Annotated in this window: 29 protein-coding genes; 18 read left to right on the top strand and 11 right to left on the bottom strand. The window is 69.5% G+C overall.

Annotated elements, in window-relative coordinates; genetic code table 11:
* Nucleotides 1-45: 45 nt before the first annotated feature.
* From E3T19_RS07665 to E3T19_RS07620, 10 genes are all read left to right on the top strand, one after another.
* Entirely contained in the window at nucleotides 46-1248 is a 1203-nt protein-coding gene (locus tag E3T19_RS07665) for a toxic anion resistance protein (protein WP_088457526.1), read from the top strand.
* 33 nt (nucleotides 1249-1281) lie between these two features.
* Complete coding sequence (locus E3T19_RS07660) at nucleotides 1282-1794, top strand: hypothetical protein (protein ID WP_134408516.1); 513 nt, start codon at nucleotides 1282-1284, stop codon at nucleotides 1792-1794.
* A complete protein-coding gene (locus tag E3T19_RS07655) occupies nucleotides 1791-2342 on the top strand; it encodes a TerD family protein (RefSeq protein ID WP_103431390.1) in 552 nt (183 codons plus the stop codon). Before E3T19_RS07660 ends, E3T19_RS07655 begins: the two co-directional genes overlap by 4 nt.
* 3 nt (nucleotides 2343-2345) lie before the next feature.
* A complete protein-coding gene (locus tag E3T19_RS07650) occupies nucleotides 2346-3089 on the top strand; it encodes a hypothetical protein (RefSeq protein WP_088457529.1) in 744 nt (247 codons plus the stop codon).
* Nucleotides 3090-3095: 6 nt separating this feature from the next.
* Nucleotides 3096-4286, top strand: a complete 1191-nt coding sequence (locus E3T19_RS07645; protein WP_088457530.1) for an HpcH/HpaI aldolase/citrate lyase family protein — start codon at nucleotides 3096-3098, stop codon at nucleotides 4284-4286.
* Complete coding sequence (locus tag E3T19_RS07640) at nucleotides 4283-5701, top strand: phosphoribosyltransferase domain-containing protein (RefSeq protein ID WP_121678507.1); 1419 nt, start codon at nucleotides 4283-4285, stop codon at nucleotides 5699-5701. The genes E3T19_RS07645 and E3T19_RS07640 overlap by 4 nt, the downstream gene beginning before the upstream one ends.
* The gene (locus tag E3T19_RS07635) at nucleotides 5698-6858 is read left to right on the top strand and encodes a cysteine protease StiP family protein (RefSeq protein WP_166788826.1); all 1161 of its coding nucleotides are present in this window, start codon (nucleotides 5698-5700) and stop codon (nucleotides 6856-6858) included. Before E3T19_RS07640 ends, E3T19_RS07635 begins: the two co-directional genes overlap by 4 nt.
* A 5-nt stretch (nucleotides 6859-6863) precedes the next feature.
* A complete protein-coding gene (locus E3T19_RS07630; protein ID WP_134408514.1) occupies nucleotides 6864-7670 on the top strand; it encodes an HAD family hydrolase in 807 nt (268 codons plus the stop codon).
* Nucleotides 7671-7763: 93 nt separating this feature from the next.
* A complete protein-coding gene (locus tag E3T19_RS07625; protein WP_088457533.1) occupies nucleotides 7764-8189 on the top strand; it encodes a YciI family protein in 426 nt (141 codons plus the stop codon).
* A gap of 26 nt (nucleotides 8190-8215) precedes the next feature.
* Nucleotides 8216-9451 (top strand): RNA polymerase sigma factor, encoded by a 1236-nt coding sequence (locus tag E3T19_RS07620; RefSeq protein WP_088457534.1) that lies wholly within the window; start codon nucleotides 8216-8218, stop codon nucleotides 9449-9451.
* Here the strand turns inward: E3T19_RS07620 and E3T19_RS07615 are convergent.
* Nucleotides 9448-9858, bottom strand: coding sequence for a low molecular weight phosphatase family protein (locus tag E3T19_RS07615; protein ID WP_088457535.1), 411 nt, complete (start codon nucleotides 9856-9858; stop codon nucleotides 9448-9450). The genes E3T19_RS07620 and E3T19_RS07615 overlap by 4 nt on opposite strands.
* Nucleotides 9859-10020: 162 nt before the next feature.
* Here E3T19_RS07615 and E3T19_RS07610 point away from each other — a divergent pair, with 162 nt between their 5' ends.
* The 7 genes from E3T19_RS07610 to E3T19_RS07580 all read left to right on the top strand — a co-directional run bounded on the left by E3T19_RS07610 (nucleotide 10021) and on the right by E3T19_RS07580 (nucleotide 14917).
* Nucleotides 10021-11013, top strand: coding sequence for an epimerase (locus E3T19_RS07610; RefSeq protein ID WP_134408513.1), 993 nt, complete (start codon nucleotides 10021-10023; stop codon nucleotides 11011-11013).
* On the top strand, nucleotides 11010-11258 hold the full coding sequence (locus E3T19_RS07605; RefSeq protein WP_134408512.1) for a hypothetical protein: 249 nt from the start codon (nucleotides 11010-11012) through the stop codon (nucleotides 11256-11258). The genes E3T19_RS07610 and E3T19_RS07605 overlap by 4 nt, the downstream gene beginning before the upstream one ends.
* A gap of 97 nt (nucleotides 11259-11355) precedes the next feature.
* On the top strand, nucleotides 11356-11760 hold the full coding sequence (locus E3T19_RS07600; protein ID WP_088458155.1) for a molybdopterin-binding protein: 405 nt from the start codon (nucleotides 11356-11358) through the stop codon (nucleotides 11758-11760).
* Complete coding sequence (modA, locus tag E3T19_RS07595; RefSeq protein ID WP_088457538.1) at nucleotides 11757-12542, top strand: molybdate ABC transporter substrate-binding protein; 786 nt, start codon at nucleotides 11757-11759, stop codon at nucleotides 12540-12542. Before E3T19_RS07600 ends, modA begins: the two co-directional genes overlap by 4 nt.
* Nucleotides 12543-12546: 4 nt before the next feature.
* Nucleotides 12547-13341, top strand: coding sequence for an ABC transporter permease (locus E3T19_RS07590; protein ID WP_134408511.1), 795 nt, complete (start codon nucleotides 12547-12549; stop codon nucleotides 13339-13341).
* Nucleotides 13338-14426: a sulfate/molybdate ABC transporter ATP-binding protein gene (locus tag E3T19_RS07585; RefSeq protein WP_134408510.1), complete on the top strand. Its 1089-nt coding sequence runs from the start codon at nucleotides 13338-13340 to the stop codon at nucleotides 14424-14426. The genes E3T19_RS07590 and E3T19_RS07585 overlap by 4 nt, the downstream gene beginning before the upstream one ends.
* On the top strand, nucleotides 14423-14917 hold the full coding sequence (locus E3T19_RS07580) for a MepB family protein (protein WP_240632289.1): 495 nt from the start codon (nucleotides 14423-14425) through the stop codon (nucleotides 14915-14917). Before E3T19_RS07585 ends, E3T19_RS07580 begins: the two co-directional genes overlap by 4 nt.
* A gap of 59 nt (nucleotides 14918-14976) precedes the next feature.
* Here the strand turns inward: E3T19_RS07580 and E3T19_RS07575 are convergent, their stop codons facing one another.
* From E3T19_RS07575 to E3T19_RS07565, 3 genes are all read right to left on the bottom strand, one after another.
* The gene (locus E3T19_RS07575; protein WP_255578498.1) at nucleotides 14977-16038 is read right to left on the bottom strand and encodes an EAL domain-containing protein; all 1062 of its coding nucleotides are present in this window, start codon (nucleotides 16036-16038) and stop codon (nucleotides 14977-14979) included.
* 35 nt (nucleotides 16039-16073) lie between these two features.
* Nucleotides 16074-16250 (bottom strand): DUF1059 domain-containing protein, encoded by a 177-nt coding sequence (locus tag E3T19_RS07570; RefSeq protein ID WP_088457543.1) that lies wholly within the window; start codon nucleotides 16248-16250, stop codon nucleotides 16074-16076.
* 93 nt (nucleotides 16251-16343) lie between these two features.
* Nucleotides 16344-17981: a peptide chain release factor 3 gene (locus tag E3T19_RS07565; protein ID WP_241980076.1), complete on the bottom strand. Its 1638-nt coding sequence runs from the start codon at nucleotides 17979-17981 to the stop codon at nucleotides 16344-16346.
* Between the two features lie 227 nt (nucleotides 17982-18208).
* Here E3T19_RS07565 and E3T19_RS07560 point away from each other — a divergent pair, with 227 nt between their 5' ends.
* Nucleotides 18209-19171, top strand: coding sequence for an ROK family protein (locus tag E3T19_RS07560; protein ID WP_088457544.1), 963 nt, complete (start codon nucleotides 18209-18211; stop codon nucleotides 19169-19171).
* On the opposite strand, the gene E3T19_RS07555 is transcribed toward E3T19_RS07560, so the two are convergent.
* The 7 genes from E3T19_RS07555 to E3T19_RS07525 all read right to left on the bottom strand — a co-directional run bounded on the left by E3T19_RS07555 (nucleotide 19168) and on the right by E3T19_RS07525 (nucleotide 26398).
* A complete protein-coding gene (locus tag E3T19_RS07555) occupies nucleotides 19168-20721 on the bottom strand; it encodes a glycoside hydrolase family 3 protein (RefSeq protein WP_134408509.1) in 1554 nt (517 codons plus the stop codon). The genes E3T19_RS07560 and E3T19_RS07555 overlap by 4 nt on opposite strands.
* Complete coding sequence (locus tag E3T19_RS07550) at nucleotides 20718-21656, bottom strand: carbohydrate ABC transporter permease (RefSeq protein WP_088457546.1); 939 nt, start codon at nucleotides 21654-21656, stop codon at nucleotides 20718-20720. Before E3T19_RS07550 ends, E3T19_RS07555 begins: the two co-directional genes overlap by 4 nt.
* Nucleotides 21653-22597 carry a carbohydrate ABC transporter permease gene (locus tag E3T19_RS07545; protein WP_088457547.1) on the bottom strand — a complete coding sequence of 315 codons (945 nt, stop codon included), beginning with the start codon at nucleotides 22595-22597 and terminating at the stop codon, nucleotides 21653-21655. The genes E3T19_RS07550 and E3T19_RS07545 overlap by 4 nt, the downstream gene beginning before the upstream one ends.
* Before the next feature lie 49 nt (nucleotides 22598-22646).
* The gene (locus E3T19_RS07540; RefSeq protein ID WP_134408508.1) at nucleotides 22647-23999 is read right to left on the bottom strand and encodes an extracellular solute-binding protein; all 1353 of its coding nucleotides are present in this window, start codon (nucleotides 23997-23999) and stop codon (nucleotides 22647-22649) included.
* A gap of 69 nt (nucleotides 24000-24068) precedes the next feature.
* Nucleotides 24069-25244, bottom strand: a complete 1176-nt coding sequence (locus E3T19_RS07535) for an ROK family transcriptional regulator (protein ID WP_088457549.1) — start codon at nucleotides 25242-25244, stop codon at nucleotides 24069-24071.
* Nucleotides 25245-25359: 115 nt separating this feature from the next.
* A complete protein-coding gene (locus E3T19_RS07530; RefSeq protein ID WP_134408507.1) occupies nucleotides 25360-26121 on the bottom strand; it encodes a DNA alkylation repair protein in 762 nt (253 codons plus the stop codon).
* A 28-nt stretch (nucleotides 26122-26149) separates the two neighbouring features.
* The gene (locus tag E3T19_RS07525) at nucleotides 26150-26398 is read right to left on the bottom strand and encodes a hypothetical protein (RefSeq protein ID WP_133160304.1); all 249 of its coding nucleotides are present in this window, start codon (nucleotides 26396-26398) and stop codon (nucleotides 26150-26152) included.
* Between the last annotated feature and the right edge of the window lie 55 nt (nucleotides 26399-26453).

Raw genomic sequence — 26453 nt, 5'->3', positions numbered from 1 at the left:
CACGCTCGTCGCCGCCCGCCGCACCAGAATCAGACAGGACCACGCATGAGTTCACCCCTCTCTCCCCCGGACGCCTCCGAGCTGGCCCTGGTGCTGAAAGCGCCGGATGCACCGGACATCGTGGTGGCGGACGACGCGCCCGGCATGGTGCCGGTTCCGGCCGAGCGGCAGCAGGAGATCGCCCGTCAGGCGCGGGAGTTCGTGGCGGATGTCTCGTCCCTGGATCCGCGGACCCCCGAGTTCAGCGCGAAGATCGAGGGCATCTCCGGCCTCGCGAGCGCCGAGATGGTGCAGTCCAGCGGCTACTCCACCCGCATGCTCGAGCGCTCGTCGACTTCGGTCGCCGGCGCCAAGCGCACCGGCAACAGCGCGCAGATCACCGTGGCGAACACTCTCGGCGAGCTGCGCTCGACCGTTGAGGACCTCACGCCCAACGACGCCGACCTCGGAATGGGACGCAAGATCCTGGGCTTCATCCCCGGCGGGAACAAGCTGGCGAAGTACTTCCAGAAGTACGAGTCAGCGCAGACCCAGCTCGACGCGATCATCAAGTCGCTGATGAGCGGGCAGGACGAACTCCTCAAGGACAACGCGTCGCTGGCCGGTGAGAAGGTACAGCTCTGGGAGACCATGCAGACGCTGAGCGAGTACGCGGTCTTCGCCAAAGCCCTGGACAACGCCACCGTCGAGAAGATCGACGCCTCGCGGTCCGCCGGTCGCATCGACGAAGCACAGAAGCTCGAGGCCGACGTGCTCTTCCCGATCCGCCAGCGGCACCAGGACATCCTCACCCAGCTCGCCGTGTCGGTGCAGGGCTACTTGGCGATGGACCTCATCCGCAAGAACAACCTGGAACTCATCAAGGGTGTCGACCGGGCGCGCACGACGACCATCGCGGCGCTCCGCACGGCCGTCATCGTGGCGCAGGCCCTGGCCAACCAGAAGATGGTGCTCGACCAGATCGACGCGATCAACACCACCACCAACAACATGATCCTCAAGACCAGCGAGATGCTCAAGGACCAGACCGTGCGCATCCACGAGCAGGCGTCGAACTCCGGAGTGAGTGTCGAGACGCTGCAGAAGGCCTTCGACAACGTGTTCGCCACCATGGACGCGATCGACACCTTCCGCGCCGCTGCTGCCAAAAACATGGAGGGCACGGTCTCGGCTCTCGAAACAGGACTGCAGAAGGCGAAGCCGTACCTGGAACGCAGCAAGCAGGGGGAACAGCGCGAGCTACGCTAGACAATCGGGCAACGTAACGAGGACGGTGAGGGCATGGCGTTCGGCAAGTTCGTAGACTCTCTGTTCAAGGGTCCGGCGACGACGGATGCCCCCTCCGCGGCCGTGGAGCCGGCCGGCGTCGTGGAATCCGAGGATGAAGCGACACGGCGCGCCCTCGACCATCTGCGCGCAGCCGTTCGGAGCTCCGGGGGCGAACTGCCCACCCTGCTCACCTCCAGGCTCGCCCAGATCGACGACCTGCTCCGTCGCGTCATCGAAATGGTCGCCGCCCAGAACGCCTCGACCGAGCAGCGCGTGTTGCTCGATGCGATGATCCGGGACTACCTGCCGACCCCGCTGCGGGCCTACCTCGCCCTGCCAGAGCCCGAACGCACCAACACCTCCGCTGCCACCCTGCAGTTCTCGGCCCAACTCGGGATCCTCGAAGAAACCATCGGCGACCTGCTCAACCAGATTCGCATCGGCGCCATCGCGGAGCTCTCCACCCACGGGCGTTTCCTGGCCGACAAGTTCGCGGCTCCCACCCTCACGCTGGACGGACGATGACCTCACTGATTCCGGGGGCCAACGCCGCCCTGACCGCCGAGAACCCGGGGCTCACCGAGCTGATGATCGGCTTCGGATGGGAGATCATCCCCAGCCGCGGTCCGCAGTCCGAGCTCGTGCCCCTGGCCATCCTGTGTGACGCCCAGGGCAAGTCGCTCTCCAACGACCATCTCGTGTTCTTCAACCAGATCGTCAGCCAGGACGGCTCCGTCGGTTTCCGCGACGACCTGGACACCGAAGAGATCGACGTCGACCTCGCCAGGGTGCCCGCCGAGGTCGCGAAGATCGTGTTCGTCGTCTACGTGGACCCCGACGTGCGGGGCGCCGGCAACTTCTCCTCGGTCCGTTCCGCGTACGTCCGGGTGGCCACCCGCGACAACCGCGAGCTGGTGCGTTTTGTTCTCCCGGCCGGCGAGTACCGCACCGTGGACGTGCTGATGTTCGGCGAGCTCTACCGCCACCGTGACGACTGGAAGTTCCGTGCCCTCGGCCAGGGCTATTCGACGGGCCTGCGCGGGGTCGCCGCCGATTTCCGGATCGACCTCTGACCGGTGGCACTGAACAGCTCCCCGGTCCGCACCGACATTGGGTTCCTGCGCCGCCGCGTCAAGCCCGCAGCGCCGACCGCCGTCGCGCGCGATGCCGCCGCCACCGAGCCGGAACCTCGTCGGGCCGCATCCGCCGGGTTGTCTCTCGCCCCCGCGACGACCGGCACAGCAGCTTCACCGGCCCGCCCGGGATCCGTCGCGACGGCGCCGGCCACCGTCTCGCCGGACTCGCTTCCCTTCCCGGCCCCCTCGATCGACGAGGTTCGCGAGCTGGGCGAGAACGAGCCGGTACTCCGGCTCAACGCCCGCGAGTCCGCTGTGGGCAGCCTCATCGTGAGCGGCGCCGACCTCGCCGCGTGGGAGGACGCCGACCGGGTGACCGGCTCGGAGAGCGCTGCAGGCGACACCGCCGGCACTCCCGTGACGACAGCCGGCAATCGGCCGCTGGTGGGATTCGACGAGGCCGATGCGATCGTCTCCCTGCGCCACTTGCAGAGGCTGCGACGCGCCCTGTTCATCGCACGCGGACCGCACACCCTCGGCGTGCAGATCTTCGACGGCTCCACGGTCACGACCGCTCGGGGTGACGACTCACGGATGTTCATCCTCTGTTTGCTGAGGGTCGGTAACCTCATCGAATTGCGGGCGGAACCCGTGGACCGCACGGCGTCTGACGAAGCGATTCTGAGCCAGTTCGGTTTCACCCTCACCCCCCACGTCGCTACTCGAGAGTCCCGGAGCCGATAATCCCCCATGCGCCACTTCGCCTTCCTCGATGACTCCCAGACCGACCAGCTGTTCCACCGGCGGCCCCAGGAAATCTCGGTCGACTCGCCCGCCCCGCTGCTCGCCGCGTTCCTCGGCGCCACGCTCTACTGCCCCGGCGACCGTCCCGCTATCGCCGACGACGTCATCAAACAGGCCTCTCGCGGCTGCGTCAGCATGGTGCTCTGCCTCGAGGACTCGATTGCCGACAGCGCAGTGGATGCCGCGGAGATCAACGTCGCCGAAGCGATCAGAGCCCTGCACCGCACCGCGACGGACAAGCCTGATACCGCCCTCCCCCTGCTCTTCGTGCGGGTGCGCACCCCGGAACAGATGTTGCGGGTGGCCGAGTCCTGCGGTGCGGGCCTGGCTCTGCTCAGCGGATTCGTGGTCCCCAAGTTCGAGAACGAAACCGGCTATGCCGAGGGCTTCTTCGTTGCGCTCCGCGAGATCCAGCGGCAGAGCGGCGCCGACGGCTCGCGGGGCGGCCAACGGCTGCGACTGATGCCCATTCTCGAGTCTCCGAACATGATCCACAGCGAGACGCGTACCTCGGCGCTCGCGTCGATCCGCACGATTCTGCACGACAACCGCGAGGACGTGCTGGCCGCGCGCATCGGCGCGACCGACCTGTCCAGCGCCTTCGGGCTGCGCCGCTCGCGCGACCTCACGGTGTACGACGTCAAGGTGGTCGCCTCGATGATCTCCGACATCGTGAACGTGCTGGGCCGGTCAGACGACAGTTTTGTGATCACCGGCACGGTGTGGGAGCACTATGAGACCGAGCGCATCCTCCGACCGCAGCTGCGTATGACCCCGTTCGTCGAAGCCAACGAGAGAGAACTCCGGCACCGGCTGATGCTGGGCGGCCTGGACGGGCTGATCCGCGAGATCTCCCTCGACCAGGCCAACGGGCTCCTCGGTAAAACCGTGATCCACCCCACCCACGTGTCGGTCGTGCACGCCCTGTCTGTCGTGAGCCACGAGGAGTTCCTCGACGCCGCGGTCATTCTCGACAACGTGGGCGGCGGAGCCAGCGCGTCCCCGTACGGCAACAAGATGAACGAGGCCAAGCCGCACTCCGCGTGGGCGCACAAGACGATGCTGCGCGCCGACGCCTTCGGGGTGGCCTCGGAGTCCACCACCTTCGTCGACCTCCTCGAAGCGAGCATGCGGTGACGGTGGCAACGGCCCTCGACATCCACGTGGCCACCGACCACACCCGGAGCATCCTCGGCGTCGACGAACTCGTCGGCATCGCCCTCCGCCACAACCCCAAGCGCGCCCACCTGCTCGTCTCCACGGTGCTCGCCAAACACGTGCCGACGGTGCCCGGCATCGCCCTGGCGGCCGGGGAACTGCTCGGGTTGCTCGTCTCCGCGGTCATCACCGGCGGCTACCCTCCGGCCGCGAACGAGTTGGGCGACCGATTCGCTGTTCTGGTGGCCCGGCTGGCCGAGAAGGCCGAGTCGACGGATGCCGAATCCCTGGCCCAGGCCCACCGCAATCTGACGGACCTCCGCCGCGACATCCGCGCCGCGACGGCGCCGCAACCGGACGTCGTGACGTTCGGCTACGCCGAGACAGCCACCGGCCTCGGCCAGCTCGTCGCGGACGCCCTCGGCGCCTACTACCTGCACTCGACCCGGCACGCGCCGGCCGGGGCGACCCCGTTCGCCGGCTTCGCCGAGGAACACTCCCACGCCACCGACCATGCCCTGCTGCCGACAGACCCGCACTGGCTGCGCGCGGGCGGCACGACGATTCTGGTCGACGACGAACTGAGCACCGGCACCACGGTGATCAACACGATCACGGCGCTGCATGCCCTAATCCCGCAATCGCACTGGGTGATCGCCTCGCTGATCGACCTGCGGTCCCCCGCCGACCTCGGCCGTTTCGACGAGCTGGCGACCACGCTCGGCACCCGCATCTCCGTGGTCTGCCTGGCCGCCGGCTCGATCGGGCTCCCCGCCGACGTGCTTCCCCGTGCCGGCCGGATGATCGAGTCGATGCCCGTCATCACCCCGGCGCCCGCCGCTGCCGGCGAGGTGCACCTGCTCGACTGCACCGACCTCGCCCCGCTGCGAAGCGCCCGATTCGGCACCACGGCACCCGCGGACGCCGCCCTCGCCGCGGCGGTCGCCGATCGTGTGGCCGCCCTGCTCCCCGCCGGGGAGGCGACCGCGGACGACCGCGGGGTCCTGGTCCTGGGCTCGGAAGAGTTCATCGCCCTGCCGATGCTGACCGCGGACGAGCTCGGACGCGCCGCCACGCCGCTGTTCGTCAGGTTCTCCACCAGCACCCGATCGCCGATCGCCGCCCTCGATGCGGCCGACTACCCGATCAGAAGCGCCATCAGTTTCCGCAGCCACGACACCACCTCCGACGGCGCCGGCGTGCGATTCGCCTACAACCTCACCGCCGGCCATCACCGGTTCGGCACCGTGGTGTTCATGCCGGAACCCGGCACCGACCCCGCCCGGCTGACCGGTGCCGACGGCGTGATCGACGCCCTCCGCCGCGTGAGCGACCGCATCGTGGTCGTGCTCCTGACCGCTTCAGCCCCCACCGATGGGATACCCACCCCGTGACCACCAGCCCTCTCCCGCCGGCGGCCGTGCTGCCGCATCCGCTCAGCGGCCCCGCCTTCGGCTCATACGCCGCCGAGGACGTGAGCTGGCTGCTGCAGGACCTGCAGGGCGTTGCCCTCGAGGCACCGGCCGAGGAACGCGAGCACGCCATCCAGACCGGGGCGGCGAACTACGCCGAGTCGTTACCCATCGAGTACCTGCCGTCGCCGGAATACGAGGCGCTCTACCGGGAGGCGCTTCAGCGTTCCGGCCGCCGGCTCGCTGTAGCCGTCGGCGTCGTCACCGACCTGGCCCTCGCCGCCCGCGGTGACCGGCCGGTGTTCGTCTCCCTCGCCCGGGCCGGCACCCCGATCGGCATCCTGATGCGGCGCTGGGCCCAGCAGGCGCGCGGGATCGACGTGCCGCACTACACGATGAGCATCGTGCGCGGCGTGGGGCTGGACCAGACCGCCCTGCGCTACCTCGCCGCCCACCACGATCCGGAGCAGATCATCTTCGTCGACGGCTGGACCGGCAAGGGCGCCATCGCGCGGGAGCTGTCCGCGGCGATCGCCCTGTTCGGCCGGACCGACGGTGTGTTCTTCAGGGACGACCTGGCAGTGCTGGCCGACCCAGGACACTGCGTCACCATCCACGGCACCCGCGAGGACTACCTGATCCCGTCCGCCTGCTTGAACTCCACGGTGTCCGGGCTCGTGTCCCGCACCGTCTTCAACCGGGATCTGATCGGCGAGGACGAGTTCCACGGCGCCAAGTTCTACGCCGAGCTGAGCCCCAACGACGTCTCGGGCGACTTTCTCGACACCGTCTGCGGCTACTTCACCGATGTCGCCGCCGACGTCGCCGCCGGAGTCGCGGCGGCGAGCGGCGAGGACCGCACCCCGTCGTGGGTCGGCTGGAAGGCTGTCGAGAAGATCAGCACCGAGTACGGCATCAACGATGTGAACCTGGTCAAGCCGGGAGTCGGCGAGACCACCCGGGTCCTGCTGCGCCGGGTGCCCTGGAAGGTGCTGGTGCGGGCGGATGCCGTGGCGGATGTCGCGCACGTGCTGCTGCTGGCCGAGCAGCGCGGCGTCCCGATCGAGGTCGTTCCCGACCTGCCGTACAGCTGTGTCGGGCTCATTCGGCCCGGTCGCGGGATTGCGGGTGCACAGTGACCGGCATGCCCCTGGTCGCCTGCGATCTCGACCGCACCCTCATCTACTCATCGCGCGCCTTCTGGCTCGAGACGACCGACGCCCAGGCTCCACCGATCGTCGTCTCCGAGGTCTATCAGGGCGTGCCGATCTCGTTCATGACGCGCGCCGCCGAGCAGCTTCTGCTCGACCTCGCCGCGACCGCCACGTTCGTGCCGGTCACCACCCGCACCGTCGCCCAGTACAGCCGGGTGCAGCTGCCGGGGTCGGTGCCGCGCTTCGCCATCACCACTAACGGCGGCACGATCCTGGTCGACGGTGAGGTCGATCCGGCGTGGTCGCACACACTGCAGGCCCGGTTGGGCGCGGAAGCGGCTCCGTTGGCCGAGGTCAGGGCCCTGCTCGAGGATCCGGCCGCCGGGGAGTGGATTGTGCGGGTGCACACCGCGGAGGACCTGTTCACCTACGCGATCATCGACCGGGAGGCGATGCCCGCGGACTGGATCGCCGGGCTGCACGTGCGGTGCCGGGCGCTCGGCTGGACCGTCTCCGTGCAGGGACGCAAGCTTTACTGTGTGCCGGAAGCCGTGAACAAGAGCGCCGCCGTAGCCGAGGTGCACCGCTGGCTCGGCGCCCCCACGGTGCTGGCCGCCGGCGACTCGCTCCTCGACCAGCGGATGCTGGAGGAGGCGCACTTCGCCTTCCGGCCGGCGCACGGCGAGCTGCATGACGCGGCCTTCACCAGGCACAACCTGGCCGTGACCGCCCGGCGGGGCATCCTGGCCGGGGAGGAACTGCTGCACTCAATCACCCGGCAGGTGCTGTCGAGCTGAATTTCTTTCCCGTCCTGTCGATCCAGGCCCGCCCCGTTCGACGCATCATGTAGAGGGACGCACTCGGCGCCCTCCACGAGTGAGGAGAACCCGATGAAGTACATGCTGATCATGCGAGCAACCGAAGCGGCCCGTCAGGACTACGACACGGCGGACATCAATCAGATCATCGAGAAGATGGGTGCATACAACGAGGCCCTGGTCAAGGCCGGCGTAATGCTCGCCGGCGACGGTCTGGCCGACTCGATGGCCGACAATTTTGTGGTCGACTTCGCCGCAGACCCACCCATCGTGACCGACGGCCCCTACGGCGAAACCCACGAGCTGTTCAGCGGCTTCTGGATGATCCAGGTCGCGTCGAAGGAGGAGGCCATCGAGTGGGCGAGCCGGTGCCCGCTCGGACCGGGGTCGAAGCTCGAGGTACGCCGGGTCACCGAGATGAGCGATTTCGGTGAGGCGGCCGACAACCCGATCCTTGCGCAGCAGGAGCTCTGGCGCGCCGAGAGCGGCCAGGTCTAGCGGGCTTCGGCCGGCAGGCTGGGGTCATGGCCGATCCGCGGCGCACCGTGGACGCGGTCTGGCGCATCGAGGGCGCCAGGATCGTCGCCACGCTCGCGAAGATGACCAACGATGTGGTGCTGGCCGAGGATCTCGCCCAGGAAGCGGTGGTCGACGCGCTCAGGCAATGGCCGGAGGCGGGCATCCCCCGGAACCCCGGGGCCTGGCTCACGGCCGTCGCCAAGCGCAAGGCCATCGACACCTGGCGGCGACGCGAACGCCTCGATGAGAGGTACCGGGCGATGGCCCATGATCTGGTGGGCATCGGCACCGCCGCGGATGCTGGGGAACCGATCGATGACGACGTGCTGCGGCTGGTATTCATCGCCTGCCACCCGGTGCTCGCCCGCGAGGCTCAGGTCGCGCTGACGCTGCGGCTGATCGGCGGCCTCACCACCGAGGAGATCGCCCGGCTGTTCCTGGTGCCGGTGGCCACCATCCAGCAGCGCATCCTGCGGGCCAAGAAGACCCTCGCCGCGGCGGGGGTGCCTTTCGAGGTGCCCGACCCGAGCGAGTGGCGGTCCAGGCTCGGCGCCGTGCTCGGGGTGGTCTACCTGATCTTCACCGAGGGTTACGCGGCCACGTCCGGCGACCATTGGCTGCGCACCGACCTCGCGAACGAGGCGCTGCGGCTTGCTCGGGTACTCGCCGGTCTCACCCCGCGGGAGCCCGAGGCGCACGCGCTGGTGGCCCTGATGGAGCTGCAGGCCTCCAGGTTCGGCGCCAGGGTGCGCGCCGACGGCACGCCCATCCTGTTGGCCGATCAGGACCGCCGTCGCTGGGACCACGGCCAGATCGCCCGTGGGCAGGCCGCCCTCGCCCGCGCCGACGCGCTGGGCCGCGGCCGGGGCAGCTACGCCCTGCAGGCCGCGATCGCCCAGTGCCACGCGAGGGCCCCCAGCGTGGCGGACACCGACTGGGACCGGATCGTGTTGCTCTACGAGGCACTCGGCCGGATCGCGCCGAACCCGGTGGTTGAGCTCAACCGCGCGGTAGCGGTGGCCATGGCGACCGGTCCCGCATCCGCACTGCGCATCGTCGACGACCTCGCCGACGACGGCGCCCTGCGTGGTTCGGCCCTGCTGGCGAGTGTGCGCGGCGAACTACTGGCCCGGCTCGGCCGCGCCCAGGAGGCCCGGGCCGAGTTCCTCACGGCCGCCGCCCTCACCGCGAACACGCGGGAACGTGACGTCCTGCTCGCCAAGGCCGACGCGCAGGGCTAGAGGCGGGCGCGGAGCTCGTCGACGCGGGCGCGGATGTCGTCACGGACCAGTCGCATGCGCTCCATGCCCTCGATGCCGCGCTCGGAGGGCTCGTCCGTGATCCACGTCTCGAACCTCGTTCCGGCCACCTCATCGACCTGCGCCTCAGACCCGAGGATCACGACGACGTCGGCAGCGGCCACCATGGACGCGGTGATGGCCTTCGGCTGCTCGTCTCCGACGCGGATTCCCAGCTCGGCCAGTGACTCCACGGACTGAGCGTTCAGGGCCGCCGCGGGCTTCGTTCCCGCCGAGAACACCTCGACACCGTCCCCCGCCGCTGCCCTCATCAGTGCGGCCGCCATCTGCGACTTCCCACCGTTCTTCTGGCAGACGAACAGAACGGATGGGATACGGGTCTCGGTCATGCCGCAATCGTACCCACCGCGGCTTGCGCACCGGTCCGTGCGGGTGCCCACCGAACTATGCGGGGCAGGCGCCGGTATGCGGGTGGCGCGCCACCCGCATACCGGCGCGGCACCCGCAGATCGTGGCGACCGGCCCGCACCCGCACCTCGTAGGCTGAACCCGTGGGGGACACCAGAGAACGCGCAGTGGTAGCCGGGGCATCCGGGTTCATCGGCCAGAGACTCGTTCGCGAGCTCCGCGACCAGGGCTACGAGGTCGCCCGCATCGGCCGCACCGGGCCCGACGCGCGCTGGGACGACGACACCGCCGTGCGGGAGCTGATCGACGGTTCCGCCCTGGTCATCAACCTGGCCGGCAAGAGTGTCGACTGCCGGTACACCGACCGCAACCGCACCGAGATCCTGCACTCCAGGGTCAACACCACCCGGCAGCTCCGCGAGGCCATCCAGACGAGCGCGCGGCCGCCGCGGGTGTGGCTGAACGCGAGCACCGCCACCATCTACAGATACGCGATGGACCGCCCGATGACCGAGACCCACGGCGAGATCGGCTCCGGCTTCTCGGCGGACATCGCCCGCAACTGGGAGGACGAGCTCTTCGCCGGTGTCCTGCCCGGCACCCGCCGGGTGGCGCTGCGGATGGCCATCGTGCTCGGTGACGGTCCCGCCACCGCGATTCTCGCGCGCCTGGCACGCCTCGGGCTGGGTGGGCCGCAGGTCGACGGGCGGTGGTTCCCGCACCGGCGCTACCGCGGCATCGGCACTCAGCCGAGCGGAGACGGCACGGCGCCGACCCATCACTCCCGCGGGCGGCAGCGCTTCAGCTGGATCCACATCGACGATGTCATGGCATCCATTCGGTTCATCGTCGCCCACGACGGACTCGCCGGGCCGGTCAACCTGGCCGCGCCGCACCCCAGCGACAACCGCACGCTCATGGCGACGCTACGCCGCCGGGTGGGCGCCAGGCTCGGCTTGCCGGCGTTCCGTTGGATGCTGGAACCGGCCATGTGGCTGCTGCGCACCGAACCCGAGCTGGTGCTCAAGAGCCGCTGGGTGGAACCGGAACGCCTGGTCGCCGCCGGATACCGGTTTGCCTGGCCTGAACTCGAGCCGGCCATCTACGATGTGGTCGCTAGATCGGCACGACCATGACCGGGAATCGTGCCCGCGGCTCCGTCACCGCCGTGGCAGTCCGCGTCGCGCAGAGGATCGTCCAGGCGACCCTCAAAACGGCTCTGGTGATCGTCGACGCGCTGAACATCGGCCCCGGCTCCGCGACATCGTCGGTGGCGCACCTGCCCGTCCTGCTTCCGCGCCCGGGCGGGGACGAGCCGCCCGCCGCCCAGCCCCGCAGGAAGCCGCGTTTTCGCCGCCGCCGCCCACGTCGCTCCAACTAGGCAGCAGCCCCGCGCCGAATCGTCTAGTCCCCACCGAATTGCGGATGCGGGTCACAGCCGCACGTCACTCCGCGAAATCGGAGCTAGAGTGTTTTTCATGCCTCAGATACGCATCAAAGACGCGGCCGCGTTCTTGAGTGTCAGCGACGATACCGTGCGCCGGTGGATCGACAACGGCGTGCTGCCCAGCTCGAAGGACGCCTCGTCCCGCACCGTGGTCGACGGCCTGGCGCTGGCCCAGCTGGCGCGCACGAACGCGGTGCTCCCGGAGGATCCGTCCGGAATCGGCCGGTCCGCCCGCAACCGGTTCGTGGGCCTCGTGACCGACATCGTGATGGACACCGTGATGGCCCAGGTTGAGATCCAGTGCGGCCCGCACCGCGTGGTCTCGCTGATGAGCAGTGAAGCCGTACGCGAACTCGGCCTGGAACTCGGCTCGGTCGCCATCGCCGTGGTCAAGGCCACGACGGTCATCGTCGAAACACCCCAGGGGCGAGTCTGACCGTGGCCCGCGTCACCCGCAGCCTCGCGACCGCAGTCGTGATCAGCCTGACCCTCACCGGATGCGGGTCCGCGACCCCGTCACCGACCGGCTCCGCCGCCGCGCTCGGGGGCGACATCACGGTCTACGCCGCCGCGTCACTGCAGGGCACCTTCACCGAGCTGGCCGCGTCCTTCGAAGCCGCCAACCCGGGCACCACGGTGGTGCTGAACTTCGCCGGCTCCTCCGCCCTCGTCACCCAGATCATCGAGGGCGCCCCGGCCGACGTTTTCGCCTCGGCAGACACCGATAACATGGCCAGGCTCACGGATGCGGCGCTGGGCGACGGCGAGCCCGTGGACTTCGCCACCAACGTCCTGACCATCGCGGTGCCGCCGGGCAACCCCGCGGGTATCACCGACCTCACCGACCTGACCAGACCCGACGTCAGGCTCGTCGCCTGCGCCCCCGAGGTACCCTGCGGCGCCGCGGCCGAGACCGTGGCCGCGAGCGCGGGGGTCACGCTCAGCCCGGTGAGCGAAGAATCATCCGTCACCGATGTGCTCGGCAAGGTCACCTCGGGTGAAGCGGACGCCGGCCTGGTCTACGTCACCGACGTCGCCGCCGCGGGCGCCGCGGTCGAGGGCATCGAGTTCGCCGAGGCCGCCAGCGCCGTCAACACCTACCCGATCGTGCCCGTGACCGGCTCGGCATCCGTTGACGTGGCCCGGGCGTTCGTCGACTACGTCACCGGCAGCGCCGGCGCCGCCGTGCTGCGCGCCGCGGGCTTCGGGGCGGCGTGATCTCATGACGGTTCCCCGTTGGGTCTTCGCCGTGGCCGGCCTCGGCGCGGTCTTCGTGCTACTGCCGCTCGTGGCGATGGTGCTCAGGGTGAACTGGACCGAGTTCGTGCCGCTGATCAGCTCGGAGTCCTCGGTCGCCGCGCTGCTTCTCAGTCTGCGCACCTCGCTGGCGGCGACCGCGTTGTGTGTAGTCTTCGGCGTGCCGATGGCGTTGGTCCTGGCCCGCACCGACTTCTGGGGGCAGAAGGTGCTCCGCTCGCTGGTGTTGCTCCCCCTCGTGCTCCCCCCGGTCGTCGGCGGCATCGCGCTGCTCTACACCTTCGGCCGCCGGGGACTGTTGGGCAAGACCTTCGAACTCCTGGGCATCGAGATCGCCTTCTCCACCACCGCCGTCGTGATCGCGCAGACCTTCGTCGCCCTGCCGTTCCTGGTGCTGAGCCTGGAGGGCGCCCTGCGCGCGGTGGGCAGCCGGTACGAAGCCGTCGGCGCCACCCTCGGCGCCAGCCCCACCACGGTGCTGCGCCGCATCACCCTGCCCCTGGTGCTGCCGGCCGTGCTGTCGGGCGCCGTGCTGTCGTTCGCCAGGGCACTGGGCGAGTTCGGCGCCACCCTCACCTTTGCCGGCAGCCTGCAGGGCACCACCCGCACCCTGCCGCTGGAGATCTACCTGCAGCGGGAGACCGACCCGGACACCGCCGTGGCGCTGTCACTGGTGCTGGTGGTCGTGGCCGTCATCATCGTCAGCCTCGCCCATCGCACCGGTGAGCCCTCCCGCCGTCGGGCACGGGCGCTCTCGTGACCTTCTCCCTCGACCTGCACGTCGCCGACCGCGACGTCAGCCTGCACCTGGACGTGGCGGCCGGCGAGACCGTCGCGATCCTGGGGCCCAACGGCGCCGGCAAGTCCACCCTGCTGGGCACCATCGCCGGGCTGGTCACCCCCGACTCCGGGCGTTGCGAGCTGAACGGCACCGTCTTGTTCGACCTGCCGGGCGCCGGGCGTCGCCCCCGCACCTGGCGGCCCCCACACCAGCGCGGTGTCTCCCTGCTCGCCCAGGAGGCGCTGCTGTTCCCGCATCTGAGCGTGCTCGACAACGTCGCCTTCGGCCCCCGCAGCGCGGGAGCGCCCTCGGGCCGGGCTCGCCAGATCGCGACCCACTGGCTCCGCGAAGTGGATGCCGAACAGCTGGCCGCCCGGCGCCCGGCCGAGCTCTCCGGCGGGCAAGCTCAGCGGATCGCGGTGGCGCGGGCCCTCGCATCCGACCCCGGCCTGCTGCTGCTCGACGAACCGTTGGCCGCCCTGGACATCTCGGTGGCGCCGGCGGTGCGGCGGATGCTGCGCCGCGTGCTGGCCGGCCGCAGCGCGCTGATCGTGACCCACGATGTGCTCGACGCCTACACCCTGGCCGACCGCGTGGTGATCGTCGAGGGCGGCCGGATCGTCGACCAGGGCACCCCGGCCGAGGTCTTCGACCGGCCGCGCAGCGCCTTCGCGGCCGGTCTGGCGGGCCTGAACCTGCTCACCGGTGTGCGCCGGGGCACCAACCTGATCACGGCGGATGCCGCGGCCCCAGTCGCGAACATCCCCGAGCCGGGCGTGGCCGACGGGGCACCGCTGTCTTTGGCGGTCCGTCCGGGCGCAGTGTCGGTGTCGATCGACCCGCCGGCCGATTCGCAGCTCAGCAGCGTGCGAGCCGAACTGATCGACCTCGAGCCCCGGGGCGACTTTGTTCGGGCACGGAGCGCCGTGCTGGCCGCGGACGTCAGCCCGAAGGAGGCCGCGCAGCTCGACGCCGCCGTGGGCTCCCCGGTCTGGTTCTCGTTTGCGACGGCCGCCGCCACGCTGTACCCCACCGTGCCCTCCGACCGGACCACGTCGTCGTGATCCACCCGGACGTGTCAGGGGCCATGGCCCTGTTCGGGTCGTTGTGCGGTCATTCGGAGACTGCGGCCGCCGAGAACGACATCGACAACGTGGACTACGGCGGCGCCGTTGCCCGGATCGGAACTCGACGCCTGCGGTTCCGGGTAGGCCGGGTGACGCCCCGCAAGGTCGGCCTGTTCGTCGCCGTCTGGCAGCGATCGCCCACCGGTTCGACCGAACCTTTCCCGGTCGACGACGTCGACCACCTGGTCATCCTCACCCGGGAGGGGCTGCACTCCGGTCAGTTCGTATTCCCGCGCTCCGCGCTGCAGCGTCACGGCATCGTGTCGGTGGCGGGCCAGGGCGGCAAACGCGGCTTCAGGGTCTATCCACCGTGGTCGCGCACCAGCAACGCCCAGGCCATCCGCACCCAGGCGTGGCAGGGCGCGTTCTTCCTCGACACCAGCGACGGCGTCGACCTCGAGCGGCTGCGTGAACTTCTCGACCCCTGAGCCCGCACGCACCGGCACGGGGCAGGCGCGCTGGTGTCGTAGCGATGCGGCTGACCGGCCTACCGAACAGCGGTGGTGATGAGGCGTTCCAGGCGCACGATGCCGGCGTAGCGGCCGGCGTTGTCGGTGACGATCAGGGGATCGTAGCGATGCGTGCTGTCACGGGTGATCGCGCGCAGCAGGGCATCCCGAACCGGGGTGTCCAGGTTCACCCGCACGGCGCCGGTCGTGACCCCGAGGTGGGCGCTCTCACTGTCGAGAACCGAGACGGGCCGGCCATGGTGGTCGATGAGCACCACGGTGCGCACCTCCGCGTGATCGGTGAAGATCCGGGCTGCGGCGGCCACCGACTCCGCGCCGGGGGCGATGTCGAGCAGATCGCGCACGACGGGAACGGGCTGCCGCTCCGCACTGGGCACCACCGGCCTGGCCAGGTCGGGCCAGGCGGGACCGGGCCGGGCGAGGTAGTAGCCCTGCGCGAGCGGCACCCCGAGGGCGGTGATGGTGTCGTACTCCGCCGCTGTTTCGATGCCCTCGGCCAGCACCCAGGAGTCGATGCGGTTGGCGAAGGTGCCGATCATCTCGACCAGCGCGCGTTTCGCCTCGTCGGTGTCGATGCCCTGGATGAGTTCCCTGTCGAGTTTGATCAGTGCGGGTTTGAGCGCCAGCAGCCGGCTGAGACCGGCGTAGCCCGAGCCGAGGTCGTCAACGGCGATCAGGCCGCCGGCAGCACGGATGGCGTCGAGCTCGGGCTCGAGGTCGGCCGCGGAGTCGATGGCGGACTGTTCGGTGAGCTCGACGAACACCCCGGTGAGGTCGGCCTGGTCCCGCCAGACCTGCCGGATCGCGTCATGGCCGAGCACGTGCGGTGACACGTTCACGGTGATGAAGCAGTTGGTCGGCACCGAGCCGCGCTCGGCGAGGATGACCCGCAGACAGCGCGCCTCGATCTCCGCGGACCGGTTCGTGGCGCGGGCCTGGGCAAACAGGTCCTCGACGCTGATCCCCGCGGGCATTTCGAAGCGGGCCAGGCCCTCGAACCCCACCACGATCCCGCGGGCGGTGTCCACGATCGGCTGGAACGCCGCCGTTACGCCCGTTCCGGCGCTGACAGCGTCCAGCAGGGCGGCCCACTCGGTGGCGGGGAGCGGTGTCGTCAGGAGACGACCACGATCCGGTCCGTGACGCTCTGGACCAACTCGGGGCTCACGGTGCTGATGCCGTGCACCGCGCTCGCGTGCTGGGCGACGAGAACGAGAATTTCGTCATCGGTGGAACTGACCCAACTCGCCGTGCACCCTGGCACCACATCTCCGCACGCGAATGACTTCATGACGTTTTCCCCTGTCGTTGCTGCCACCGGGGCGATTCCCTGGTCACTGAGGCTTCCGAGTGTAGTTCGGCGCGACGTGATGTGCGGATTGGGCTAGTACCGCACCTCGTCGATGGGGCCGCCGCCGGCGAGGTCCTCGAGCAACAGCTCGGGGTGGTCGCGCACGGTGTTGCGCAGCCGCCACGGGGTGCTGAACAGGGCCAGCAAGGTGCCGTCGCTGCGGCGGAGCACCTCCACCTGGCGGTCGTGGCCCAGGATCAGCGCGCTTTCCTTGTCGGTGCGCCGGGCCAGCTGGTACGGCAGCACGTCGCTGCGGATGGCGGCGCCGAAGTCGTGCGACATCCGCTCTTCGACGACCTCGAACTGCATCGGGCCAACGGCGCCGAGCACCGGGGCCTGGTCGCCGCGGAGGTCCGAGCGCATCACCTGGATGACACCCTCGTGGTCGAGCTGGTCGATACCGCGGCGGAACTGCTTGTGCTTACTGGTGTCGGCGGGGCGCACGGCGCGGAAGTGCGCGGGGGCGAACATCGGCAGCGGCGGGAAGGTGACCGCGGGGCTGCCCTCGTGGATGGAGTCGCCGACCCGCAAAGCGGAGGCGTTGACCAGGCCGACGATGTCGCCGGGCCAGGCCTCCTCGGCCACTTCGCGGTCCTTGCCGAACAGCTGCTGGGCGTACTTGGTGGCGAACGGCCGGCCGGTGGCGGAGTGGGTGACGACCATGCCACGGCGGAACTGGCCGGAGCAGACCCGCACGAATGCGACGTAGTCGCGGTGCGAGGAGTTCATGCCGGACTGCACCTTGAACACGAAGCCGGAGAACGGGCTGGTCACCGGGCGGTGGCCGCCGTCGGCGTCCAGGCGCGCCTCGGCAGGCGGGGCGAAGTCCACCAGGGTGTCCAGGATGTGCTGCACACCGAAGTTGAGCACCGCGGCGGAGAACAGCACCGGGGTGGTCACGCCGTCGAGGAACAGTTCCTCGTCGTGGTTCTGGCCTTCCTCGGTGAGCAGTTCGGACTCCTCGGCGGCGGCGACCCAGGCGTCACCCTCGACTGCGGCGGCCTCTTCGGCGGTGGTGCGCTCGGAGTCGGCGCGGGTGGCGCCGCCGGCGGTGCGGTTGAAGCGGATGAAGTCGCTGCTGTCCCGCTCGATCACACCGCGGAAGTCACCCGCGATGCCCACCGGCCAGGTCAGCGGGGTGGGGATCAGGCCGGTGCGGGTGCGGATCTCGTCCATCAGGTCGAGGGCGGCGGAGCCCGGCCGGTCCCACTTGTTGATCACGGTGATGACGGGCAGGCCCCGCTGCTTGCAGACCTCGAAGAGCTTCATGGTCTGCACCTCGAGGCCCTTGCTGGCGTCGACGAGCATCACGGCGGCATCCACCGCGGAGAGCACCCTGAAGGTGTCCTCGGAGAAGTCGGCGTGGCCGGGGGTGTCGACGAGGTTGATCACGCTGTCGCGGTACTCGAACTGGATGGCGGCGGAGGTGATCGAGATGCCACGCTCCTGTTCCATGGTCATCCAGTCGGAGACGGTGCCGCGCCGGCCGGCCTTGCCGTGCGTGGCGCCGGCGGTGGTGATGGCCCGCGCGTGCAACAGCAGCGCCTCGGTGAGCGTGGACTTGCCCGCGTCGGGGTGCGAGATGACGGCGAAGGTACGCCGGCGCACGGCCTGAGCCTCGACCTCTTTCGGGGACACCTCGGTGCCCGGGGTCACGGTTGCTTCAGCCACTGCTCGGTTCCTACCTCTATATGTCTGTCAATGCGCCGCTTGCGCGCACGCGTCCTTCAAACCTAACCTGCGCGGCTGTTCACCCGCTCCCCGCTAATTGTTACCATCCTTTACAAACAGAGTCGGCGCGTGGGACAATGTCCTCACAGGCAGTTGATACAGCATGAGCACCCTCGTGGCCGGTTTCTTGCCCCGCGACACTCGCCGACCGCTGAGGAGCCCCAGCCATGACCGCCGTGACCCTCACTTCGGTTCTCGCCCAGGCCCTCCCGCTCGGCGCCGGCGAGCCGGTGATCGCCGTGGATGTGGGCGGCACCGACACCAAGGCCGCGCTCTTCGACACCTCCGGCCGGATGCTCGGACTCAGCCGCACGCCGACACCGCTGGACGGCGAGCGCACGGCCTTCTCGGTGATCGCCCGGGTGCAGGAGCTCACGCTGCAGTTCGCCGCGGATTTTCCCGCGGTGCGGCCCCGGGCGGTGGGCCTGCTCGCCCCCGGCCTCGTCGACGACGACGCGGGCATCGGCGTGCTCTCCACCAACCTGCACTGGTCCAACGTGCCCTTCAAACAACTCACCGAAGAACTCATCCACCTGCCCACCACTTTCTCGCACGATGTGCGGGCCGCCGGTGAGGCCGAGTTCAGGCTCGGCGCCGCCCGCCCCTATCGCAACGTGGTGGTGTTGGTCATCGGCACCGGGATCGCCGGGTCGCTGTTCATCAACGGCCGGGCGCACACCGGCGGCGGCTACGCGGGCGAAATCGGCCACTCGATAGTGCACCCGTCCGGTCCGCTCTGCGGCTGCGGCTCCCGGGGCTGCCTGGAGACCGTGGCCTCGGCCGGCGCGATAGTGCGCCGCTACGAAGAGGTCACCGGCATCCGGTTGAGCGGGGCCCGCGAGGCTCTGGCCCTGGCCCGCACCGGCGACCCCGCGGCGGCGCTGATCTGGAGCGAGGCACTGGATGCGCTCGCCCTGAGCATCGCCCAGCTGGCCGCGATCCTCGCCCCGGAAGCGATCGTGATCGGGGGCGGCCTGGCGCAGGCGGGCGACCAGCTGTTCGTGCCGCTGCGTGAGAGGGTGAGCGCTCTGCTCAGCTTCCACCGGCGTCCGGTGATCCTACCGGCGTCGATCGGCGAGAACGCCGGCCTGCTCGGCGGCGCGCTGCGGGCGCGCGACCTGGTGAGCTAGACCGGCTCGGCGGTCAGGGGCACCGCGGTCGGGGGCACCGCCGCCAGCAGCTCCAGCAGCGCCCGCCCGGCCAGCCTCGACGCACCGAAGGTGGCGATGTCGGCGTAGCGCAGGTCGTCCGACGGCCAGCCCATGTCGACCACGAGAACATCACGGCGGTCGGCGCGCAGCGTATCCACCAGGTCACGAATGAACGGATGCCGGTGGTTGTCCTTGCCGATCACGACCACGGCAGAGTCGGCCGAGAGCTCCAGCGCCCCGCTGTCCTCTGCGCTGCGTGCGAGGAGAGGCCTGGCCAGCCACACGGTCGCGAGGTCCGACTCCGGATGCGCGGCCGCCTCGGCGAACGGCCCCCAGGGCGCCAAGCCCACGGCGATGTTCGTGACGGTGTCGAGGCGAACCACGGGGAAGGTCTCCGGAACCGCCGCGAGCCACCGCTTCGCGTGGTCGTTGATCGCGAAGGAGGCACGGATCCGCCCGGTATCGAAGCTGGGTTCCGGCATCGTCAGCGCGGCAGCCGGGAGCTGGATGTCCAGGGTGTCGTCGCGGATTCCGGCCGCGAGGCGGTGCACCCGGCCGGCCGCCTCGGCGAGACGGGCCTCGGTGAGGGTTCCGGCGTCGACGGCGGCCAGGATGGCGGCCTCGATCTGGTCGAGCTGCTCGGCGGTGTTCTCGGTGCCGATGCAGAGCAGGTCGCAGCCGGCGGCGAGGGCGGCGGCGGCGGCCCCCGGGATGCCCAGGATGCCGCTGGCACCCTTCATATCCAGGGCGTCGCTGACGATGACGCCGGTGAAGCCCAGTTCGGTGCGCAGCAGGCCGCCGAGCACCCGCGTCGAGAGTGTTGCGGGGTTCTCCGGATCGATTTGGGGCAGCAGGATGTGCGAGGTCATGATGGTCTTCGCGCCGGCGGTGATCGCGGCGTTGAAGGGCACCAGCTCCCGCTCGCGCAGGGTCGACGGCGGCAGGTCGACGACGGGCATGGCCAGGTGGGAGTCGAGGGCGGTGTCACCGTGGCCCGGGAAATGCTTGGGGCAGGCGGCGACCCCGGTGGACTGCAACCCGCGCACCCAGGCGGCGGAGTGCAGGCCCACCCGCACCGGGTCGACGCCGAAACTGCGCACGCCGATCACCGGGTTGTCGGGGTTGGAGTTGACGTCGGTGTCCGGCGCGAAGGTGAGGGTGCAGCCGGCCTTCCGCAGCTCCCAGCCGACCTGCCGGCCGACTTCCTCGGTGTAGCCGAGGTCGTCGATCCGGCCGAGGATGGCGTTGCCCGGATACGGCGAGCCCGAGGAGAAGTAGAGCCGGGTGACGTCGCCGCCCTCCTCGTCGATCGCGATGACCGCGAGCGGATTCGCGGCGCGGATCGAGTCGGTCAGCGCCCGCAGCTGGGCGATCGAGACGATGTTCTGCCCGAACAGGCACACGGCTCCGAGTCCGTCCTGCAGGCGCAGGCGCAACCAGTCCGGCAGCAAGGTGCCCACGAAGCCCGGCATCAGGGTCGCCCGGATGTTCCTGCGCACCGGGGAGTCGTCGCCGTGGCCGCCGGTCATCCCTTGACCGCCCCGCTGACCAGTCCGCTGGTCATTCTGCCCTGCACGAAGAGGAAGAAGATGATCACCGGAATGGCCACCATGGTGGACGCCGCCATCACCTGGCCCCAGTCGGTGGCCCGGCTTGCGCTGGCCTGGATGAAGCCGCGCAGCCAGAGCGGAAGCGTCTGGCTGGAGTTGTCCTGCAACAGCACCAGGGCCACGGTGAACTCGTTCCAGGCCTGCAGGAACGCGTAGACGCCCGAGGCCACCAGGCCGGGGGCGAGGAGGGGGAAGGTGATGCGCATGAACGCCTGGGTGCGGCTCAGGCCGTCGATCATGCCCGCCTCCTCGAGGTCGGCGGGGACGCCGGCGACGAAGCCGCGCAGCATCCAGATCGTGAAGGGCACGACCGCGGCGATGTAGATGATGCTCACGCCCACGATCGAATTGAGCATGTTCAGGCTGCCCATCAGCTTGTACTGAGCGATGAAGAGCCCCTCGGCTGGGAGCATCTGGATCAGCAGCACGGCCAGGACGAACGCCTTGCGCCCGCGGAATCTGAACCGGCTGATCGCCAATGCCCCGAGGAAAGCGAAGAGCAGGCAGAACACCACGGTGATGAGGGCGATGGCCGTGCTCATGCCCAGGGCGGGCAGGAAGGTGCCGCCCGAAAAGACCGCGACGAAGTTGTCGAGGGAGCCGCCGAACGGGAGCCAGGTCGGGGTGGTGCTCTGCAGCACCACGTTGGGCAGCAGCGACGAGTTGAGCATCCAATAGACCGGGAACACCCAGATCAGGGAGACCACGATGCCGATCACGCCCAGCGCGATCCGGCCAGGGCGGATGCGCCGGTTGCCGCCGCCGCCCTTCCGGCCGGTCGGCGGGAGGTCGGGCCGGGGCCGCGAGCCGGCCGGCGGGGCGGATGCGCCGGTGGATTGGACCGTCGAGGTCATGATTCGTCCTCCTTGAGCATGCTGCGTACGTAGAACCAGCTCAGGGCCACGGTCAGCACGAGCACGAAGATCGAGACGGCGCTGGCCATCGCGAAGTCGCTGGAGCCGACGCCGAGTTGGTAGATGTAGGTGCCGAGCAGATTGGTCTCCGAGGCGATCGACCCGACGTCCTGCAGCAGGCGGATCTGGGTGAACACCCGCAGGTCCCAGATCACCTGCAGCAGCAGGATGATCGCGAGCACCGGCCGGATGATCGGCACGATGATGTACCGGAGCCGCTGGGCCAGCGTGGCGCCGTCCAGCTGGGCGGCCTCGAGCACCTCTGTGGACACCTGGGTGAGGCCGGCGTAGATGGAGAACGCCACGAACGGCACGCTCATCCAGACCACGATGACCATCGCCACGAAAAAGAACGACAGCGGGTTGGCCAGCCAGTTGTGGTTCTGGAAGTCCAGGCCCATACCGGTCAGAACCGAGTTCAGCACCCCCCGGCGCCAGTCGATGAGCCAGTTCCAGACCGTCATCGCCGCGACGACGGGCATCGCCCAGGCCAGCAGCAACGAGATCTGCAGGGTGATGCGCACGCTGGTGTGCACGGCGTTCATCAGCAGCGCCATCAGGGTGCCGATGGCCATGGTGACCGCGGCGGTGACCAGGCAGAAGGCCAGCGACCGAGCCACCACGGTCCACATGTACGGGTCCGTGAACAGGGTCACGTAGTTGTCGAACCAGACGAATTCCGGGGGTTGGCCGAACTGCTGGGAGAGTCCGAACCTCTGCATCGAGGTGATGAACTGCCAGACCAGCGGATAGCCGAGCGCCAGGATCAGGATGGCGCAGGCCGGGATGACCAGCAGGTACGGCGTTGATCTGCCCCTTTTTCGGGGCCTGGCCGGCCGCGGCGGATCGGCCTGGCCGAGCACGAGGTTCTGCGTGGTCACGCCGACCCTCCTTTCGTTGTTCGATTCGTCTGGTTCGACAGGCTGCCGGCTATTCGCCGTTCAGCATCGGGGTGAGCTTGTCGTCGTATTCCGTGGCGAGTGCCTTCAGGTCGGTGGAGCCCTCGATCTTGCTGAAGAACTCTTCCATCACGAGGGAGCCTTCGACCGTGGCCCAGCCGGGCGCTGCCGGGGTGAGCTTCGAGTTCGAGGCCGAGGCGATCAGCGCCTGGGCAAACTGGTCGTCGCCGAGCGAGTCCACGTAGTCGCTGTTCGCCGGGCCGAGGCCGTTCTGGCCGAGCATCATCTGGTACTCCTCCGAGTAGATGATCCTGAGGAGGCTCTTGGCCAGCTCGGGGTTCTTGCTCGTCGCAGAGATGCCGATGTTGGATCCGCCGGCGAAGACCGGGGCGGGCTTGCCGTCGTTGCCTGGCAGGGCGAAGACCGCGTTCTTGGTGTCATCCCAGGTGCGGGTGGCCTTGCCGTCGGCGTCGGTGCCGAGAGTTCCGATCGACCAGTGCGCCCAGGTGGGGGCCATGATCGTGGCGGCGGACAGTGAGGTGTTCGACGTGACGGCGCCCTCGGCATCCTTGATCTCGTCGCTGTCGTTCAGGTAGATGTACTGGTTGGAGTCCTTGGCGTCGTTGGGCGCATTGGAGGCTGACTTGTACAGCTCCTGCAGCTGGGCGAGGCCGGTCAGGGTGTTCTCCGAGGCCAGCGTCGAGGTCCAGGTGCCGTCCTTGACGGTGGCGAGTTCGCCGTCGTTGGCGAAGATCCAGGAGATGCCGTTGCGCCAGTCCTGACCGCCGAGGTAGAAGCCGGAGAAGTCGGGGATGTTCAGCGGGTTGGCGGCGTTGATCGCGGCGACGCCGGCGTTGAACTCCTCGAGGGTGGTGGGCTGCTCGACTCCGGCTGCCGCCCAGACGTCGGCGCGGGTGAATACGGCGCGGGAGCCGAAGTAGTAGGGCAGGGCGTAGTTCTTGTCGCCCACCATGCCGGCGTCGACGAAGGACTGCAGCAGGTTGGCGCCGCCGAGCTCCTCGTACATGTCGGAGATGTCGAGGAACGCACCCACGTTGGTGAAGGTCGACGACTGGGTGTTGCCCAGCTCGGTGACATCCGGGGTGTTGTTGGCGTCCGGCAGTGAGGTCGTCAGCTTGGTGACCAGGTCACCCCAGTCCTGCTGCTGGATGTTCAGGGTGGCGCCGGTCTGTGCGGTGAATTCGGACTTCAGGTAGTCGCGCAGTTCATCGGGGGTGTCGCCGCCGGCGAGCCAGAGGGTGATGGTCTTGTCGCCGTTGTCGGTGGAGGCGTCGGTGCCTTCATCGGTGGCGGACGAACATCCCGCCAGCACGAGCGCGGACGCAGTGGCCAGCGCGGCGAGAGATGCGAGCTTTCTCTTCATGAGATATTCCTTTCGTGGATTGCCGACGTTGGCGGGCGCCACATCGTTGGTGCAGGGGAAATCCGTCGGCTAGGAAACGCCGAGTTGTGCGGAGAGAACCATGACGGCCGCGCCGCGCAGAACGATGTCCTCCCCCTGCGCGGTCATCCGCAGGGTGAGATCGCCGGTTTCGGTGGCCATGGTCCTCGACCGGAGGGTCTCGACGGTGGCCGCGGAGAGGGCGCCGTCGAGAAGTTCGGGGGGCCCGCTCAACACGATCTCGAGCAGGTTGAGGGCACCGACGACGGGGGCGAGGATGATGCCGAGCCGGCGGCCCGCCTCGGTGAGGATGTCGGAGGTGGCGCGCTCGGCATCCGCCGGGGTAGCCGCCGCGGCGGTGGCGTCATGGATCGCCGCGGTCAGCCGCGGTACGGAGAGCCAGGCCTCGAGGCAGCCGGACTTGCCGCAGGCGCACAGCGGGCCGTCGTCGGTGCCGACCACGACGTGGCCGATCTCACCGGCGGCGAAGCGCTCACCGAAGATTGCGCGACCGCCGATCAGCAGCCCGGCGCCGACACCGTGGCCCACTTTGACCAGGAGCAGATCGTGGTCGGCGCCGCCGAAGCTGTGTTCGGCGAGCACGGCGGCGTTGGCGTCGTTGACCACCCGAACGGGCAGACCGGTCAGCTCCTGGAGCCGGGCCTGGAGCGGCTGGTCACGCCAGCCGAGGTTGGGCGCGTTGCGCACGACTCCCGCCCGGTCCACGATGCCCGGAGACCCGATTCCGACACCGAGGATCGGGGCGGTGGCCGCGGCGATGACCTGGGCGAGCAGCTCGGCGACAGTGTCGTAGGCGGCCTCGCCGCGGGCGCCGGCCAGGTCGAGTCCCGAGCTGGACAGCACCGCACCGTCAAGACTGAGCACCGCGCCGCGCAACCGGGTGTGACCGGAGAGGTCGAGTGAGACGATCTGAAACGCGGACCGGTTGATGTCGAGCAGGGTGGCGGGCTTGCCTGGACGCGGTTCCTGGCGCTGGCCCAGTTCGATGACGAGGTTCTCCCCCATCAGCTCGCTGATCAGGTCGGAGACCGTCACCCGGGTCAGGCCGGTTTCCCGGGCCAAGTCAGCGCGGCTTTGCAGGCCGGCGCGGTACAGCGTTTGCAGCACCAGGGTGCGGTTGTTCAGGCGGATGTGCTCGGGCAAGACCTTCGCGGTGGGGCGGAGGGCTCGGTCCTGGATCGTCCGCGGGGCGCCGGTTGCTGTCATGTTTGTTAGTAAACCTTACGAACGAAATGCGCGCAAGGGAGAACAAACTATTGGTTGGGTTGGTTACCAAGTCGTAACGCGGCGATGCTATCCGCCGCCTGGATGCCCCCCGCGCTCAGCGGGGCAGGCCACGATAGTGCGCGCGAAGCTCGGAGCCGAGGTGCTCGATGGCGTAGCTGAGCATGGTGCGGGGCATGCGGCCCGCGTGCAGGTCGAGGAAGCGGAGCAGCAGGTCCCGGTCGACGCGGGCGCCGACCTCGCGCAGCATCCAGCCCACGGCCTTGTGCATCAGCGGCTCGGGATCACCCAGCAGCCGCGCGGCCAAGTCGAGGGTGGTGGTGGCGTCGCCGCGCCGGATGAACGCCGAGGTGGCGATCACCGCCACCCGCCGTTGCCAGAGCACCTCGCTGGCGGCGAGCTCAGCCAGCAGCCCGCGCGGCCGGTCGAACAGGTACTCGCCGAGCAGCCCCGGCGCGGAGGAGTCCACCAGGTCCCAATTGTTCACCCGGCCGGCTCGCAGCTGCGCGAGATAGAACTCGGCGAGAACCCGGCGCCGGGGGTCGTCACGGGTGCGCGGGGCGCTTGCCCGGGCGAATTGCGCCACCAGGATCAGCAGGGCGGCGAGTCGGTGCTCGTGCACCGGGCCGGCCAGGAGCAGGTCGATCTCGTGCGGCGGCAGGGTGGCGAACCGTGTGACCACCGCTCGGGTCTGCGGCACGGTGACGCCGATGAACACATCACCCTCGGCGTACTGCCCTTGCCCGGTCTGGAAGTACCGGGCGGCCCCGGTGGCGCGCTCCGGATCGGCGATCGCGGCGAGCGCCGCCCGCACCTCGGCCGCGGTGGCACTGCCCGAAACGCGCCCGGCATCCGTCATGGCAGCAGGCTAGCGCCCGGGCGGCCGATCAGCGCCGCGTGGTGCGGATCGCGCCGTAGGCGCGCATCAGCTGAGGCACCACAAGGTACACGGCGACCGGCACCACGACCACCGAGAGCACAAAGGCGCGCAGAACCGGATTCCAGTCGGTGGCGAACGGGGCAATCGCGAAGAATCCAAGCGTCACCAACGGGAAGATGGCGATCCAGGTGATCACGGCCCGCACGTGCACAGACGGGGGTGCGGCACTTCCGCGGGGAGCTGGGGGTAGTGACACTGGGTCTTCCTTTCGAGAGATGAGCGGCCGATGATCACGACCTCGTCCCCCTACA

This window comes from Cryobacterium sp. TMT4-31 (assembly GCF_004403385.1).
GTDB lineage: Bacteria > Actinomycetota > Actinomycetes > Actinomycetales > Microbacteriaceae > Cryobacterium > Cryobacterium zongtaii.
Note: the sequence above shows the minus strand (reverse complement) of the source record. Positions and strands in the feature narration are given on the sequence as shown.

Bases quoted from the DNA above. Each gene is read 5' to 3' on its own strand.
- E3T19_RS07665 (WP_088457526.1), top strand. From the start codon at position 46: ATGAGTTCACCCCTCTCTCCCCCGGACGCCTCCGAGCTGGCCCTGGTG.
- E3T19_RS07660 (WP_134408516.1), top strand. From the start codon at position 1,282: ATGGCGTTCGGCAAGTTCGTAGACTCTCTGTTCAAGGGTCCGGCGACG.
- E3T19_RS07655 (WP_103431390.1), top strand. From the start codon at position 1,791: ATGACCTCACTGATTCCGGGGGCCAACGCCGCCCTGACCGCCGAGAAC.
- E3T19_RS07645 (WP_088457530.1), top strand. From the start codon at position 3,096: ATGCGCCACTTCGCCTTCCTCGATGACTCCCAGACCGACCAGCTGTTC.
- E3T19_RS07630 (WP_134408514.1), top strand. From the start codon at position 6,864: ATGCCCCTGGTCGCCTGCGATCTCGACCGCACCCTCATCTACTCATCG.
- E3T19_RS07625 (WP_088457533.1), top strand. From the start codon at position 7,764: ATGAAGTACATGCTGATCATGCGAGCAACCGAAGCGGCCCGTCAGGAC.
- E3T19_RS07620 (WP_088457534.1), top strand. From the start codon at position 8,216: ATGGCCGATCCGCGGCGCACCGTGGACGCGGTCTGGCGCATCGAGGGC.
- E3T19_RS07615 (WP_088457535.1), bottom strand. From the start codon at position 9,858: ATGACCGAGACCCGTATCCCATCCGTTCTGTTCGTCTGCCAGAAGAAC.
- E3T19_RS07605 (WP_134408512.1), top strand. From the start codon at position 11,010: ATGACCGGGAATCGTGCCCGCGGCTCCGTCACCGCCGTGGCAGTCCGC.
- E3T19_RS07600 (WP_088458155.1), top strand. From the start codon at position 11,356: ATGCCTCAGATACGCATCAAAGACGCGGCCGCGTTCTTGAGTGTCAGC.
- E3T19_RS07590 (WP_134408511.1), top strand. From the start codon at position 12,547: ATGACGGTTCCCCGTTGGGTCTTCGCCGTGGCCGGCCTCGGCGCGGTC.
- E3T19_RS07570 (WP_088457543.1), bottom strand. From the start codon at position 16,250: ATGAAGTCATTCGCGTGCGGAGATGTGGTGCCAGGGTGCACGGCGAGT.
- E3T19_RS07560 (WP_088457544.1), top strand. From the start codon at position 18,209: ATGACCGCCGTGACCCTCACTTCGGTTCTCGCCCAGGCCCTCCCGCTC.
- E3T19_RS07555 (WP_134408509.1), bottom strand. From the start codon at position 20,721: ATGACCGGCGGCCACGGCGACGACTCCCCGGTGCGCAGGAACATCCGG.
- E3T19_RS07550 (WP_088457546.1), bottom strand. From the start codon at position 21,656: ATGACCTCGACGGTCCAATCCACCGGCGCATCCGCCCCGCCGGCCGGC.
- E3T19_RS07540 (WP_134408508.1), bottom strand. From the start codon at position 23,999: ATGAAGAGAAAGCTCGCATCTCTCGCCGCGCTGGCCACTGCGTCCGCG.
- E3T19_RS07535 (WP_088457549.1), bottom strand. From the start codon at position 25,244: ATGACAGCAACCGGCGCCCCGCGGACGATCCAGGACCGAGCCCTCCGC.
- E3T19_RS07530 (WP_134408507.1), bottom strand. From the start codon at position 26,121: ATGACGGATGCCGGGCGCGTTTCGGGCAGTGCCACCGCGGCCGAGGTG.